The 14548-nt window shown below is 61.6% G+C and carries 13 protein-coding genes; 4 read left to right on the forward strand and 9 right to left on the reverse strand.

Annotation, left to right across the window (positions count from 1 at the left end; translation table 11 throughout):
* The first annotated feature begins 12 nt into the window (after nt 1-12).
* The gene (locus R4P64_RS31380; protein ID WP_317824125.1) at nt 13-771 is read left to right on the forward strand and encodes an enoyl-CoA hydratase-related protein; all 759 of its coding nucleotides are present in this window, start codon (nt 13-15) and stop codon (nt 769-771) included.
* Here the strand turns inward: R4P64_RS31380 and R4P64_RS31385 are convergent.
* From R4P64_RS31385 to R4P64_RS31420, 8 genes are all read right to left on the reverse strand, one after another.
* The gene (locus tag R4P64_RS31385; protein WP_317824166.1) at nt 757-1491 is read right to left on the reverse strand and encodes a GntR family transcriptional regulator; all 735 of its coding nucleotides are present in this window, start codon (nt 1489-1491) and stop codon (nt 757-759) included. The genes R4P64_RS31380 and R4P64_RS31385 overlap by 15 nt on opposite strands.
* Before the next feature lie 120 nt (nt 1492-1611).
* Nucleotides 1612-2973, reverse strand: coding sequence for a hypothetical protein (locus R4P64_RS31390; protein WP_317824126.1), 1362 nt, complete (start codon nt 2971-2973; stop codon nt 1612-1614).
* Nucleotides 2966-4261 carry an acyl-CoA dehydrogenase family protein gene (locus R4P64_RS31395; RefSeq protein ID WP_411742750.1) on the reverse strand — a complete coding sequence of 432 codons (1296 nt, stop codon included), beginning with the start codon at nt 4259-4261 and terminating at the stop codon, nt 2966-2968. Before R4P64_RS31395 ends, R4P64_RS31390 begins: the two co-directional genes overlap by 8 nt.
* Before the next feature lie 102 nt (nt 4262-4363).
* Nucleotides 4364-5968 (reverse strand): FadD3 family acyl-CoA ligase, encoded by a 1605-nt coding sequence (locus R4P64_RS31400; protein WP_317824129.1) that lies wholly within the window; start codon nt 5966-5968, stop codon nt 4364-4366.
* Complete coding sequence (locus R4P64_RS31405; RefSeq protein ID WP_317824130.1) at nt 5961-6806, reverse strand: enoyl-CoA hydratase/isomerase family protein; 846 nt, start codon at nt 6804-6806, stop codon at nt 5961-5963. Before R4P64_RS31405 ends, R4P64_RS31400 begins: the two co-directional genes overlap by 8 nt.
* Nucleotides 6807-6819: 13 nt before the next feature.
* Nucleotides 6820-7569 carry an enoyl-CoA hydratase/isomerase family protein gene (locus tag R4P64_RS31410; protein ID WP_317824131.1) on the reverse strand — a complete coding sequence of 250 codons (750 nt, stop codon included), beginning with the start codon at nt 7567-7569 and terminating at the stop codon, nt 6820-6822.
* Nucleotides 7566-8369 (reverse strand): enoyl-CoA hydratase/isomerase family protein, encoded by an 804-nt coding sequence (locus R4P64_RS31415; RefSeq protein ID WP_317824132.1) that lies wholly within the window; start codon nt 8367-8369, stop codon nt 7566-7568. The genes R4P64_RS31410 and R4P64_RS31415 overlap by 4 nt, the downstream gene beginning before the upstream one ends.
* Nucleotides 8366-9613, reverse strand: coding sequence for a hypothetical protein (locus R4P64_RS31420; RefSeq protein WP_317824133.1), 1248 nt, complete (start codon nt 9611-9613; stop codon nt 8366-8368). The genes R4P64_RS31415 and R4P64_RS31420 overlap by 4 nt, the downstream gene beginning before the upstream one ends.
* A 242-nt stretch (nt 9614-9855) precedes the next feature.
* On the opposite strand from R4P64_RS31420, the gene R4P64_RS31425 reads away from it, so the two are divergent.
* The 3 genes from R4P64_RS31425 to R4P64_RS31435 all read left to right on the forward strand — a co-directional run bounded on the left by R4P64_RS31425 (nt 9856) and on the right by R4P64_RS31435 (nt 13296).
* Nucleotides 9856-10941 (forward strand): acyl-CoA dehydrogenase family protein, encoded by a 1086-nt coding sequence (locus tag R4P64_RS31425; RefSeq protein ID WP_317824134.1) that lies wholly within the window; start codon nt 9856-9858, stop codon nt 10939-10941.
* Nucleotides 10942-11032: 91 nt separating this feature from the next.
* Nucleotides 11033-12304, forward strand: coding sequence for a CaiB/BaiF CoA-transferase family protein (locus R4P64_RS31430; protein ID WP_317824136.1), 1272 nt, complete (start codon nt 11033-11035; stop codon nt 12302-12304).
* A gap of 176 nt (nt 12305-12480) precedes the next feature.
* Complete coding sequence (locus tag R4P64_RS31435; RefSeq protein ID WP_317824137.1) at nt 12481-13296, forward strand: mycofactocin-coupled SDR family oxidoreductase; 816 nt, start codon at nt 12481-12483, stop codon at nt 13294-13296.
* Between the two features lie 479 nt (nt 13297-13775).
* Here the strand turns inward: R4P64_RS31435 and R4P64_RS31440 are convergent, their stop codons facing one another.
* Nucleotides 13776-14441, reverse strand: a complete 666-nt coding sequence (locus R4P64_RS31440) for a GntR family transcriptional regulator (protein WP_317824138.1) — start codon at nt 14439-14441, stop codon at nt 13776-13778.
* Nucleotides 14442-14548 lie beyond the last annotated feature (107 nt).

The following is a 14548-nucleotide window of genomic DNA, read 5'->3' on the forward strand; positions in this document are numbered from 1 at the left end:
GGAGGCATTCGAATGGGCAACGGCGAACCGCTGGTGCGCACACAGGTCAACAACAGCATCGGGCGCTTGACTCTCTCCGATCCTGCAACACGCAATGCCCTCAGCAAGGCAATGAGCGACCAAATCGCGGAAGCCGTTGCCACGGCTCTCGAGGCCGGGGCACTTGTTCTCATTCTTGACGCCACTCCGCCCGTGTTCTGTTCAGGCGGATCGTTGGATGGACTGCTCGCATCGAACCAACGGTCGGCAGATGCGTACGCCGGCCACTTTGCACTTGCCGAGGCACCGGTGCCGACGATCGCTGCGATAGCCGCACCGGCTATCGGGGCCGGCGTGAGTCTTCCCCTGGTTTGTGACGTGGTGCTGGCCGGCGAGAGCGCGCGGTTTGATCCTCGATTCCTCGATGTAGGAATACATCCAGGCGGTGGCCATCTGTGGCGATTGAGTCAGCGAATCGGCGAGCAGGGTGCCGCCGCGATGGTGCTCTGTGGAGACCAACTGACCGGAGCCGAGGCCGCAGCGACAGGATTGGCCTGGCGTTGCGTCCCCGATCACAACCTGGAGTCGCTTGTCACACAATTCGCCGAACGCGTGGCGAGTCGGTCTCCCGCTCTCGTGCAGCGGACCAAGGAGAGTCTGCAAGCGATACGGTCGGCGCCCGACCTACGGACCGCGCACAGCATCGAACTGGCCGCACAGGAGTGGTCAGTCGAACAGCCGGAATTTCGCGAAACGGTGGAGAAGATACGAAGATCGCTACGCGCTCGGTGACGATCGCAGATCCTGCGAGAAAATGCCATTTGACTCGAGCAGCACTGCTACGCTCTCGGCTTCGATGCGAAGCATTGCCGCGTACTCGGCCTCCGCCGCAGCACCGTCGGCAGCCTTGATGGCACGCAAGATCGCACGAATGCCCTTCTTGTGTGTCTTTATGGCACCCGGAACTTCCGCGAAGTAATTTCCCGCAACAATGCTGATCGAAAGAATCCGGACCATTCCGACAATCCGTCGCGATTGCGCCATCCGAATGACCTGCTGCAGAAACAACCAATTGATCTGCCAAATCTCGTCAGGATCATCCGTGGCTTGTAGTGCCTTGTTCAGCTCCACCAATCGGTTCACCTCACCGACGTTTCCACGCTCGGTAGCCCGCCTGGCTGCGAAGCCATAGACGAGCCCGATCAACTCGTAGTGATCACGTACCGTATCCGCATCAAGTCCGTTGACGAAGGCACCTCGGTGGGCCTCGTTGGTGACCCACCCTTCACGGTCCAAAGCGATGACCGCTTCACGGACCGGTACCCGACTCACCTTCAGGTGTGCCGCGATCTCGTCCTGCGGCACCCTGTCCCCAGCATGCAACTGATTTGTGAAGATCATGCGTCGAATATGTTCTGCCACCTGCTGGGCGCTCGTCTTGCGCTCCAGGCCGGCGGGTTCTTGTCCGTAGTTTCCTATTTCCCCACTCGGAAAAACTGATTGCCTGACGATGTCGACCTCCCGGGCGCTAACTTTCCGGCCAAATGTATAAGATGTGCAACTTTATCAGACGGGAATTATATTAGCCCCTCGCAACATCGACCCCGACATGATAACGGCCGTGCGGGGGCGTCAAGGACGCCAAGCTACGACCGGGCCCGCTATATCGATCATCTCGCTCAATTGGCGGCTATCAGTGGCTAATGTCATCACCGAACTGGCACTCGAATGCATTGCCGCGCAAACTCTTTCTACATGAACCGTGTAATCCAGCGCGTCGCCGTCTTCGACCCACGCCTCCACCGGCACAGCCACCCTGAGTCGATCCGCGAGCTCCAGCAGTGCGACATCGGCATGCATCGGCACCCTGTCGAGTACAGCGAGCACCGGCCTGCCCGGCTCCGCCAGGCGAGCGACCAGCGCACACGCGATCGCGAAGCCCTCCGGCACAGGCTCGCCCGGCACGATGACGGTGTCGAGGATCGTCGTGCCGACAGTCCTGGCTATCCAGAACCCCGCCGTTCCAGGCTCGGCAACCACGAGGCCAGCACGTCCAGCGATCCACGCGGCGTACGTCGATGTCACTTTCGATGGGGGCAGCGGGCCGCTGTCCACAGACCAACCGCGTTGGGTGGCGGACGCCAGTGACACGCGTAACGCCGGCATCGGTTTGAAATCGGCGTCACTCCGGTAACTAATTGCCAATTCTCCGAGTAGATCTGGGGCGACCGTTATGTGATCCGCAAGCTGCCAACGTCGCGCTGGTGACTCGCACTCATCAAGCCCGGTGGCGACGATGAGATCCGCAGCGGCCAACCCAGCCAGATGGAAGTCGTCTTGCTGTAGACCGATTGTCGCCCAATGGTGCGGACTGCTCCAGGGAAATATGCCCTTGGCGCCCCATGTGTTGAGAACACCCAATCGCCCCGCCGCCGCAAGAGCATGCAAGCCTGGCACGGCACCCGCGTCGACTACTCCCGGACCGGCCAAAACCAACGGCGATGTCGCGGATTCGAGCCGATCGATCGTGGAGGTCACATCGAACTCCGCCGCGGGCCCAGGAGGTCGCGGTAGCTGCCAGGACCCAGCCGGTTCGGCAAGATCGAGGTCGAGTCTTACGCTCACCGATCGCCCGGTTTCGGCCTTATTGACCGCGAGGGACAGGACATCCTGCAACCCAGTGACGTCGCCGGCGACTAGACCGATATCTGCCGGCTCAGCCGCAGCGGCGGCGCCAAGGAACAGCACACCGTCAGACCAGGCGGCCGCCGGACGTCGATGGACACGACGATGTGCCGCAGCCAACAGCCGTGCGAGCTCTCTCGGAGCTTCAGTGGTGACGGGCATTCCGGATTGGCTGTCGCCGTACACGGCCCCGACACCACGTTCGCGCAGAAGCCGAAGCACGCGCCACCCGACCGTGTCTGCGTGGGGTGAAACACCGGTCATACGCGTGTACTCCGGTCGGCCACCAGCTGGGAGCTGGTTACCCACGTGGCACCTCGCGCCACGGGCGACCTTCCCAACTGTCCGGTTCCCTCGGCAGGCCTAGAACCTTTTCGGCGATGATGTTCTTGTTGACTTCGCTCGTGCCGCCCTCGATCGTATTTGCGCGGCTGCGGAGCATCCCTCGAACCTCAGCGGGCATCTGCTGGCGATATGCCTCTGCGATATCACCGTCCCATGCACCTTCGACCGCCGGCCACGTTGTCGCCTCCTCGCCGAGCAGAGCTGCCGCACATGCCTGGATCCTCTGGTTGAGGTCGGATCCGTGAACCTTTCCGATCGAGCTTTCCGGACCGGGTACCCGGCCTGCCGCCAGCGTGGATCGGACACGCTGATTGGTCCATTCGCGCATACGTTCCTCTGCCCAAAGTCGGGTGACCGCTGCGCGAACCGTCGAATCGCTCCAGCCTGTCCCCTGAGTGCGGGTCGCTTTTTCTTTTGCCAGACGCACAAGCCGACTCGCGCCCGCGCCCCCGATGCGGTCGACACCACCCGACCCTGCGCCCGAGACCATCTGCCGCTCACCAGAGAGAGTCGCCCGCGCCACTTTCCACCCGGTTCCGACCGCGCCTACGCGCTGCGAATCAGGCACCCGGGCATCATCGAGGAAAACCTCGTTGAAATCGATCTCACCGCCGATATGGCGCAGCGGCCGCACCTCGACGCCCGGCTGGTGCATGTCAATCAGAAAATACGTAATGCCTTCACGCTTGGGTACTTGGGGGTCGGTGCGTGCAAGCAGAACACCGAAATCCGCGAGATGTGCCCAAGTGGTCCACACCTTTTGACCACTGATGTGCCAATCTTCGCCGCTGGGAGTCGCGCGCGTGCTCAGCGATGCCAGGTCACTCCCCGCACCGGGCTCACTGAAGAGCTGGCACCACACCTCCTCGTTACGCACGATCGGCGGAAGGTAACGTAGCCGCTGCTCCTCCGTACCGTGTGCGAACAACGCAGGCGCCGCGAGGTTAAGGCCCAGCGGATTGAGGCTCGGCAAATGGTAGGGACGTAAAGCGCGACCTACTGCGACGGCAAGGTCGGAGTTCCAGCCGAGGCCGCCGTACTCCACGGGCCACGTCGGCACGACCAAACCGGATGCTCCGAAAGCCGGATACCATTGCCGGTACTCCTCCGGTGTACGAACCGCGCGCACGCCGGATGGTCCGTCGCTCTCGGCGGCCCGCAACCACTCCGTGGGAACAGCCGACCGGACCCAGTCCAAAGCCACCCGGACCGCTTCATCCGGAGAATCACATCGTGCCAGTACCGACTGCACATCCACGCCCGAAATAACGTCGGAGTTGTCTGCATCAGCGTTTACGTAATCAACCATTGTCCGCCAGTTCCTTCATTGTCACTACTGAACCGAGTCGGGTGACTATGGGTTCTTCGCCATGGATTCGATTGCACGGTCGCGTAATTCGAATTTCACTACCTTGCCGCTGGGATTGAGAGGCAACCCCGGCACCAACTCGACACGGCGCGGAACCTTGAAATTCGCCAGGCGCTGGCTGCAATGGTCAAACAGCTCTACCGGTGACGGCGTGCTCCCCGGTTTCGGCACAACGAACGCGAACCCGACTTCACCGAGACGCTCGTCCGGAACACCCACTACGGCAGCTTGCGCCACTTCTGAATGTCCGAGCAGCACGTTCTCGATCTCGGCCGGATACGCATTGAAACCGCCGACAATGAACATGTCTTTGATGCGACCAGTGATTCGGAGATTGCCGCCCGCATCAACGGCTCCAAGATCCCCGGTATGCAGCCAACCTTTCTCGTCGATCGTCGCTGTCGTCGCCTCATCGTCGGCGAAGTAGCCTGGGGTCACAGCGAACCCACGGACGAGTATCTCGCCGGATTCGTCGTGATCTACCACGTCGCCAGACGGATTGACGACGCGCACTTCCATACCTGGAACGGGGCGCCCGCTGGTGGACGCGATCACTTCAACTGGGTCGTCGAATCGACACGTCGTGACGGTTCCGGTGGTCTCGGTGAGCCCATAGGCGGTAACGACCGTCGCGAACCCCAACTCCGAGTGCATTCGGCGAACGAGCTCCATGGGCACGACCGACGCGCCGGTAACGGCGGCGCGCAGCGACGACTTGTCGTAGCCGCTCAGATCCGCGGCCAGCATCGACTGGTACAAAGTCGGCGGGCCCGGAAGCATGGTGATCCGTTCGCGTTCCACGAGCCGCATCACGGTGTCCACATCGAACACCGGGCACGGCACAATTGTCGCCCCCTTCAGGATGCACGCGAGCACAACGGACTTCAGACCCGCACAGTGGAAGAACGGATACAGCGCGAGATATCGGTCCCCGTGCTGCAACCCGACGCGGGCCGACCATTCGGTGTACATGCGAGTGCCCGCGCCGTGGGTGAGTACTGCACCCTTCGGTAGCCCCGTGGTACCCGATGTGAAGACGATGTCTGACGGGTCGTCCGCGGTCAGTGCCGAGATTCGCCGAGACACTTCGTCTTTGGTGGTCTGCTGCGTTCGTTTCAGGAACTCGGCCCATGTCGTATGTGTTCCGGCGGGCCCCGACAGAATCACGAGTTCCATCGACGCCGCGAGTGCCTCGTCCCGAGACAACACGTCCAGATAGTCGTTGCCCAGGAAGTCGGTGACCGTGATGAGAAGTCTGGCCTCGGCCGTCCGCAGCACGTGCGCCGCTTCGGGCGCCTTGAATCGAGTGTTGATCGGCAGCAGGACAGCGCCGGCCATATAGACACCGAGTGCGGTCGCAATCCAGTCCAACGAGTTCGGTGCCCACAAAGCCACCCGATCGCCTGGTTGCACACCACTGCCTACAAGGGACGTCGACACGGCCTCGGCCCGGTCCGCCAGCTCGGGCCAGGTGACCCGGCGGTCTCCGTCGACCACTGCGGTCTGCTCCGGCCACAGACGCACTGCTCGATCCAGTGCGGCCGGAATCGTAGATGGCACCACGTCGTGGAGCGCGGACGCGTTAGCCATCGAGAGCATTCGCATGCTGGTCCAGCGTCGCCCAACGTGGCTCGCGCTTCTCGGCAAACGCACGCGGCCCCTCTTCCTGGTCGGGGTGGCCCCAGACGCTGATGAGATCCTTTGCGCCGTGACGACAGGCTTCCGTCAGTCCGTGCTCGAGCGCCCCCCACAACGCGCGCTTGGTCGCAGCCAGCGCGACCGGCGAGTTACGAGCGATTTTCTCGGCGAGCTCCTGGGCCGCTTCCTCGAGCTTGTCCGGTTCCACCAGCTCGCCGACCATGCCCAGCTGATAGGCCCGCTCTGCCGACATCCGCTCGTGGCGTCCCACGAGCGCCATCCGCATCACAGCTTCGAACGGCATCTTGCGGATGAGCCCAATCGCTTCAACCGAGACGACCTGCCCCACCGAGACGTGCGGATCGAGAAACTGAGCGGTATTCGACGAGATGACAATATCGGCGTCGGCGAGGAAGTGGAATCCTCCGCCGGCACAAATCCCGTTGATGGCAGCGATCACCGGCTTCTGCACCTTTTGATGCCAGGCAGTGAAGTGCACATCGAAGTTCTCCATGGAGTCCTGGTAGCGCTGCATTCCCACGCCATCAGTGGCGATCTCTTCGACATCGACCCCGGTCTGGAAGGCACGACCGGCACCGGTGTTGACGATGACCCGCACCTCTGGATCGCGGTCGAGTTCGAGCCAAGCTTGCGCGAGTTCGTCACGCATCGCGTTATTCATCGAATTGAGACGCTCAGGCCGATTGAAGTAAAGCCAACCGACGGGTCCTCGCCGCTCGATACGCAACGTGGCGAAATCTGTGTAATGGGAGCAATTCTCGATGGTCATTTTCGCCTCTTGTTCACTTGGGGATCGGACGAGGTCGCCGGGTACCGCCAGAACTGGCCGTGGCTCGCCGCGCCTCGGTCAAGTCAGTCTCAAGGGCCTGCCAGAGCCCACTTTTGATGGCACGCAATACGTCCCGGGGAGTCTGCGCAATCTGCTCGCCGAGCATCTGGGCGGCCTCGCGCAACCTTTCCGGTGGTGAAACGACCTCACTGATGATGCCAAGTTCGAACGCCCTGGCCGCACTCAAACGCTGGTGTCCACCGAGCAAACCCAACCGCATCACCGGCTCGACCGCACCCCGCCGGGCAAGGCCGATCAATTCGAACACGCTGGCCTGCCCGACCGAAGTGTGAGGATCCACGAAAGATGCTGTCTCAGCGGCGATGACGATATCGGCGTCAGCGACGAAATGCAGCCCACCTCCGGCACAGACACCGTTAATCGCCGCGATCACGGGCGTAGCAACGTTGTTGTGCCACGCGGATAACCTGACGTCCGCACGTTTGGTTCGTCGGGACTGTTCGAGCAGCGCGTCAGGTTCGCGTGCCAGTTGCAGGATGTCGAGACCGGTCTGGAATGCTCTGCCATTTCCTGTATTCACGATCACCGAGACCTGCGGGTCATCATCGAGATCACGCCAGGCCCGTGACAGATCGGCCAGCATTGCCGCGTCCATCGCGTTGCCGACTGAAGGCCGGTCGAATATCAGCCAACCCACCGGACCGTGCCGCTCGACAATCAACCCGTGATATTTGCTGTTCATCGTCCGGTGAACTCCGCTCGCCGCTTGTTTGAGAATGCCGACAGCCCTTCACGGAAGTCCTCGCTACGGGAGGAGAGCTCCATCGCGAAAGCCTCGTTCCGAAGGTGGGCGTCGAACGGTGCGCTCTGCCCGCTGTGGAGCAGCCACTTGGTCAGGCCGAGCGCGACGGTGGGTCCGGCGGCCAACTCACCGGCGACCTTCTCGGCTTCGGATGTCACCGCATCCGATGGAACCGACCGTTCGATCAGGCCCCATTCGGCCGCCCGGTGCCCGTCGATCTGCTCACCGAGTATGAGCATTCGACGTGCCCGCATCTCGCCGATGCGTCGTGGAAGCAACCAGCTCACTCCGGCGTCCGGAGTGAATCCGCGCGAACAGTACGGCGCCCAAAAGCGTGCATCGTCGGCAACGACTGTCACGTCTGCAGCCAGCGCAAGTCCCATTCCGATCCCGGCCGCCCAACCGCGAACGGCACACACGATGGGCGTCTGGGACTCGAGCATGACCGGTATGAGCCGGTGTGCTTGTGCCGGAAGCCGACGCTGGATGCTGCCGGCGCGCGGGCGCTTACCGTCGCCGCCGTTACGCTTCACGATGTCGGCACCGGAGCAGAAATGATCACCTGCACCGTCGAGCAAGATCACCCGCACCGACTCGTCGGTGCCCGCCTCTACGATGGTGTTGATGAGGCCGGCCACCATAGTGTCATCGATTGCGTTGCGTTTGTCAGGCCGGTTGAGCTGGATGCGAAGTACCGAACCGCCCTGAGCGACGGTGAGTCCGGGAATGTCGGACGTCATTGCGCAAACCGCTCGACGATCGCCGTCATGGTCGTCTCAAGGTCCTTGCCAGGCGGGTCGATCAACCGCACTGGGCCGTGTTCTCTGCTGGGCAACAAGATAGTCGCGGAGCCGGTAGTGGTCTCGACTCCACGTTGATTTGTTGCAAGCAATGCGACATCGACTGCTGGCCGGCCACCCTCGGCCAGATAATGTTTGGTGATCTTGCCGCGCACCCATTGGGTGTCACCGACATAGTTGAAGGCTTTGAATCGACAATCCATCTTCCAGAGCCACGCGTCGTCACCCATCCAGTTGGTGCAGGCGTGGATGAGCCAGGTTTCCCTCATTCGGCCGTAGTCGAACGTGGTCGGATTGCCCGAGCGGCGTGCGAACTCGGGATCCCAGTGCACCCGCTGCATTGCATCGGGCACGTTGAGCTCGTCCCGATGATAGAACCGTGGGATCCGCCGCCGGTTGGCCACTGCCAGTTCAAGCGGGCGAATGTTGTAGAGCCCCATACCTACACCGACATGCCAACAGACCATGTCGGTAACAGTCAACGGGCCCTTGACAATCGGGCCGATCTCGTCGCCAGCGCTGACGTCCTCCCAGAATCGGAGCTCGCTGCCGCGCCTGCATTCCGCGAGCACAGCGTTCTCGATGTCCTCGATCTCGGTGTCGGTGTAGACATACGGTTCGATCGCAGCGTACTTCTTACGCTCCCGCGCTTTTTCCCGCTCGGTACGGATCATCAGCTTGTACTGCGCTGACAGCATACGGCCGGACTCTGTGGTGAAAGCCTGCCCGGTCCACTCGTGTACGGCACGTCCGGCGAACTCGCTGGTCTTGTCGTGAACCCCGACGAGTGAGTCGCGCCGCCGGACACGATTTCCAGCTTCCAAGGGCGCCCACCATTCCCTCGAGCTGCTCGCGTAGAAGGCGTGAACTCCGCGCAACGGGTCCCCCTTCATCAGCTCCCGATGCTCTTGTGCAATCTCGGTGATCTCGTCTTCGCCGATGAGGGTGTCACCTCCGACAAGGACCGGCGGGGCGATCGGAACACCCCACCGGGTTCCCGCCGCGTAGTCGCGGTCGCTCCACAACGGGTTGTCGTCACCGTAGGCCTGGGCAACGATTCGAAACGAGTCCAGACCGGGTTCACGGTAGTGCGGCGGACTGGGGTTCGGCACCGGGACACCGATTCGTTCGCGCAACCGCGCGATCCCGGCATCGGTGATCTGGCCGGCCGTATGTTGACCCATATCAGGCGACCGCGCCTGCCGATTCTCACTCAGGTTGCTGACCACTTGCTCTCCCAAAGCCGACTACGTTGTCAATAAATATACAACATACTATACTCGAATTGGGTCAACCCGGGAAACGGTAATTCGTTGAGACACAGATATCTTCGCTTGCTCCCGCCGATCGGGGCGCACAGATCCGGCACCAGAATCTTCATCGGGTCGGCCCGGATATTGACCTACACAGACGAGCGGAGTGCACGATGAGTGACAGCACGCAGGACATCGGCGCACTTGCCGAATCGGTCTTCACCGAATCATGTCCATTGGAAAAGGTGCGGACCTTGATGGCTGGGCGTGACGGATTCGACCGCGCGATGTGGCGCCGATGGGCGAAGGAGACTGGACTTCCTGGCATCGGGATATCCGAGAACTTCGGCGGAGCCGAGTTCTCCGTCGCCACCGTGGTTGACGTATTCGAGGCGGCCGGAAGTACCTTGGTCTGTGCCCCTCTGTTCAGCACGGCGGGCTTGACAGTCCCACTGATCCAGGCATCTGGTGATACGGACGCTGCCAGACGCTGGTTGCCCGGCATCGCCGACGGTTCTGTGACTGCATCCGTCGTGCTGGCGGCAACCCGACCTGTACACGCGACGCCGAGCACCGAACCTGGAACCTGGACCCTCGACGGCGCCCCGAGACCCGCACTTGATGCCGCCACCTCCGACGTGCTCTTGGTACAAGCCGACACCTCGGATGGATCCGGCGTTTTTCTCGTCGAAACCGATGCCTGTGCCGGGTTGACCCGTACTCCGCTGATGAGTTTGGACCTCACTCGGCGCCAGGCATCTGTGGCCCTGGAAGCGGTGCCCGCAATTCAGTTGGGTACAGGCGCAGATTGGGTCGACGCCGCACTGGACACGAGCCGGGTGTTTCTCGCTGCAGAACTGATCGGCGTCACTCGGCGATGCCTCGCCATGACCGTCGAATACACTTCCGGGCGCATTCAATTCGGCCGGCCGGTCGGATCATTCCAGACAATCAAACAGCGTGTCGCCGATCTTTTAATCAAGCTCGAATTGGCACGGTCGGCCGTCTGGCATGCCGCCTCGGCCGTTGATCGAAATGATCCCGACCGAGCCGTCTCCGCCGCGCTCGCCCTGGCATTTGCCGCCGAAACCGCTCTCTCCACCACAGCCGAAGCCATCCAGCTACACGGTGGCGTCGGTTTCACCTGGGAACACGATGTGCATCTGTATTACAAGCGAGCTCTGAGTGCAGAACATCTGCTCGGCACCATCTCCTCACACTGGGAACGAATCGCCAACCACCTCGATCACGTGGCCTGAGCACAGTTCCGCCCCAACAACGCCCGATGATCAGAACCAGCCGTGCCGTGCACCAGGCACGGTGGTCGCAGAGCAGCAAAGGATGTGTGCCATGGCACAAGGACCAACAGGCCAGGGAAAGTCCCCCAGCAGGCCACTTGAAGGTGTGCGGGTACTGGCCGTCGAACAGATGCAAGCACTGCCATATGCGACCCAGATGCTGGCACGCCTCGGAGCCGAGGTGGTCAAAGTCGAGCCACTTCACGGTGAGTCCGGGCGCTCAGCGCAACCATCCGTCACAGATGAAGCGGGACGACCCGCTGGTGCCACATTTCTGCGGAACAATCTTGGAAAGCGCAGTATCGCCATCGATCTCAAGTCCGAGCAAGGCCGCGAACTCTTGTTGCGGCTGGCCGAATCCTTCGACGTGTTCGCCGAAAATCTCGGGCCTGGCCGCGCCGACCGCTACGGTTTGTCCTACGAGACACTTGCCGCCCGGAATTCCCGTTTGATCTATCTAAGCGTGACCGGGTTCGGTAAGGAACCCGCCGACTCCCCGTACTCCGAGTGGCCTGCATACGCCTGCGTGGCGGAGGCAATGACCGGGATCTACGAATACTCCCGCCGACCGAATCAGCCTCCTGTGATCAACCCGGTCGGCGGACTCGGCGACACCGGAACTGGACTCTTCGGCGTCATCGGCGTACTTGCTGCCCTCCGTCACCGGGAAACCACCGGCCTCGGGCAGCTGGTGGACATTGCCATGTACGACTCGATGCTCTCCATCTGTGACCTTCCCGCCAACTACTGGTCGATGGGAATGCGCAACGAGCCAGACACGGAATTGCGTGTTCCCTACCTGCTCAAGTCTTTCCGCAGCAAAGATGGATGGTGTGTGCTGCAGGTTAGCCGACCTCACCAGTTCAAACGACTGGCTCAGTTGCTCGGACATGACGACTGGATCTCCGATGATCGCTTCGCCCATGGTTACGGGTGGTACGACCACTGGACTGACGAAATTCAACCAGCGCTCGAGAACTGGGCCGCCGGGCGCACCACGACAGAAGCAGCTGCTGCACTCGCCGGCGCGAGCATCACGGCCGCACCGTGCTTCACTGCCGACCAGGTCGTCTCGGACACCCACGCTCGTCGACGCAACATGCTGATCGAGATCCCGCGCACCGATGGTGTCAACGATCCGGTCATCGTTGCGGGCAACGCCGTCAAACTTTCAGCAGTTCCCGACCAAATCGAACCGCGCCCACCACTTCTCGGTGAACACACCGTCGAGGTTTTGGCCGATGCCCTCGGTCTCGAGGCCGCAGAGATCGCCGACCTCACGGCTGCCGGCATTCTCGGTTGCGACAAGATACTCAGCAGCTGAAGTGACAGTACGGTCACGACAGTTCGTGGTGCGGCATTCTTATTTCGTTGTCTACTAAGCCATTTCAACCAGAATGCCCGCCGGATAGGCGTAAGGTTGTGCGCGATACGACACCTGGTGGACGGTCAATTACGGACACCTGGACAGCTTCGGAAACACTCATGGAAGGGATGAATATGCAGTATTCACAAAGGTTTAAGGGCAAGGTTGCCTTCATCACGGGTGCCGCCCGAGGACAGGGGCGTGCGGCCGCTGTCCGACTGGCATCCGAAGGTGCAGATATCATCGCAATCGATGTGTGCGACAACGTGCCGACTGTCGAGTATCCCGGCTCGACCGCAGGCGACCTCGCCGAAACAGTCGCTGCTGTAGAGGAACTGGATCGGCGAATTGTTGCCACGAAGGCCGACGTTCGAGACTTCGACGCGGTCAACCGCGCGCTGAGCGACGGCGTGAGCGAATTGGGTCGGCTCGACGTCGTGGTAGCGAACGCCGGGATCTGTACGGCAAGCTGGTCGTGGGAGATATCGTCCGAGATGTGGAAGGAAATGCTGGATGTCAATCTGACCGGTGTGTTCCATACCGCGAAAGCAGCGATTCCGATCCTCATCCAGCAGGGCACGGGCGGCGCGATCGTGGTGACGAGTTCAGTCGCGGGGCTACGGGGCCTGCCCTTCCTCGGACACTATTCAGCGAGCAAACACGGTGTCGTCGGACTGTGCAAGACAATGGCAAATGAACTGGGACAATACAACATTCGAGTCAACACCGTTCATCCCCATGGCGTGGAGACCGGCATGAACCCGCCCAAGATGCATCACCTGATCGAAGAGAACGCTGCCACATTAGGGCCGATCTTCATGGGAACCCTACCCGATCAGGTGAGCCAACCCGAGGACATCGCCAACGCCGTAGCGTGGATCGCCTCGGATGAGGCCCGGCATGTCACCGGCATACAGCTTCCGGTGGACCTCGGAACCCTCGCACGCTGACAGTCACGATGGTGCGTCAAGGTATTGCTCGACGCACCATCTGCGGTATTGGCTGCGCCGTCAACAGAAAGACGTACGTCTTGCAGGACTAGAGGCGACGCCCGTCGGGTGAAAGACCCAATCCGTTGGGCGTGCCAGCCCCGGAGGTCGCGAGGCACTGACCCCGTTTGATCGACATCTGACCTCTGAGGGTCACGCTTCACGGTGAAGGATGCTGCCGTGCCGAAAACTGTTGTATGCAACAGTGGCGCGCCGTCATCGGCGGGATGGCCGAGCAGCAGTGCAGCGAGCGACGCTGATCGATCGGCGCGATGACCGACAAGTCGGTCACATCATCACCGCTGTACGACGTTTGGTGAATGCCGTCCACGCCTGCTTCACGATTCATTGCGGACAAGGCTCCTGCCATCTGTTCGGCCGAATCGGCGAGCGCGACCCGGACAGTCACCACTTGTTCGTGTGTTCCTGCGTGAAGAGCTCTAGGCCTCGCCGCGCACGGTAAAGGAGATCTGACCGCGTGCGACAAGCAGATCGACAACCTTTGCGGCGGCGGCGCGTGCCATCGTGCGGTAGCCGGCTTCTGCAGCCTCACCGTCTCCGGCCTCGACGGCCTGTGTCACCAAATTCATTCCGCCCCTGTGAATGTCGACCACTCCGGGGACTTCCGCGAAGTAGTTTCCCGTCACGAGGTTCATGATCAGGATCCGCGACATCGATATCATGCGGCGCGATCGCGCCATCCGCAGCAACTGCCGCAACATGGCGTTGTAGGTAGCCAACACCGCGTCGAGATCTTCCGCCCGCTGTAGGGCAGTGTTCAGTTCCACCAGTGTCACGACTTCTCCTGGGACACCGCGTTCTGTTGCCATGCGAGCTGCGAAGCCGTAGAGCATACCCAGGAACTCGTAGTGGTCGACGATCGTGTTCGCGTCAAGCCCGTTGACAAAAGCCCCGCGGTGAACCTCTGTGGTGACCCACCCTTCGCGGTCGAGGACGATCACAGCCTCCCTGACAGGCACTCTGCTGACCCGGAGCGCGGACGCGATCTCGTCTTGGGGTACCCGCTCCCCTGCCCGTAACTCGTTGGCGAAGATCATCTTCCGGATGTGGTCGGTGACCTGCGATGCGCTTGTCGGCCGGTACATGCCCGTCGATTCACGCGCACGTACTTCTGTTCCATCAGTCGAATCAAAACGCCTTGCAGTAATGACGACCTCCGATGACGCGGGACAGTGCAACCAGACGAATAGAT

The organism is Rhodococcus sp. IEGM 1366 (assembly GCF_033142425.1).
Classification (GTDB): Bacteria; Actinomycetota; Actinomycetes; order Mycobacteriales; family Mycobacteriaceae; genus Rhodococcus_F; species Rhodococcus_F globerula.

Coding starts and splice junctions, on each gene's coding strand:
- R4P64_RS31380 (WP_317824125.1), top strand. CDS start 13: ATGGGCAACGGCGAACCGCTGGTGCGCACACAGGTCAACAACAGCATC.
- R4P64_RS31400 (WP_317824129.1), bottom strand. CDS start 5,968: ATGGCTAACGCGTCCGCGCTCCACGACGTGGTGCCATCTACGATTCCG.
- R4P64_RS31405 (WP_317824130.1), bottom strand. CDS start 6,806: ATGACCATCGAGAATTGCTCCCATTACACAGATTTCGCCACGTTGCGT.
- R4P64_RS31410 (WP_317824131.1), bottom strand. CDS start 7,569: ATGAACAGCAAATATCACGGGTTGATTGTCGAGCGGCACGGTCCGGTG.
- R4P64_RS31415 (WP_317824132.1), bottom strand. CDS start 8,369: ATGACGTCCGACATTCCCGGACTCACCGTCGCTCAGGGCGGTTCGGTA.
- R4P64_RS31420 (WP_317824133.1), bottom strand. CDS start 9,613: ATGGGTCAACATACGGCCGGCCAGATCACCGATGCCGGGATCGCGCGG.
- R4P64_RS31425 (WP_317824134.1), top strand. CDS start 9,856: ATGAGTGACAGCACGCAGGACATCGGCGCACTTGCCGAATCGGTCTTC.
- R4P64_RS31430 (WP_317824136.1), top strand. CDS start 11,033: ATGGCACAAGGACCAACAGGCCAGGGAAAGTCCCCCAGCAGGCCACTT.
- R4P64_RS31435 (WP_317824137.1), top strand. CDS start 12,481: ATGCAGTATTCACAAAGGTTTAAGGGCAAGGTTGCCTTCATCACGGGT.
- R4P64_RS31440 (WP_317824138.1), bottom strand. CDS start 14,441: ATGTACCGGCCGACAAGCGCATCGCAGGTCACCGACCACATCCGGAAG.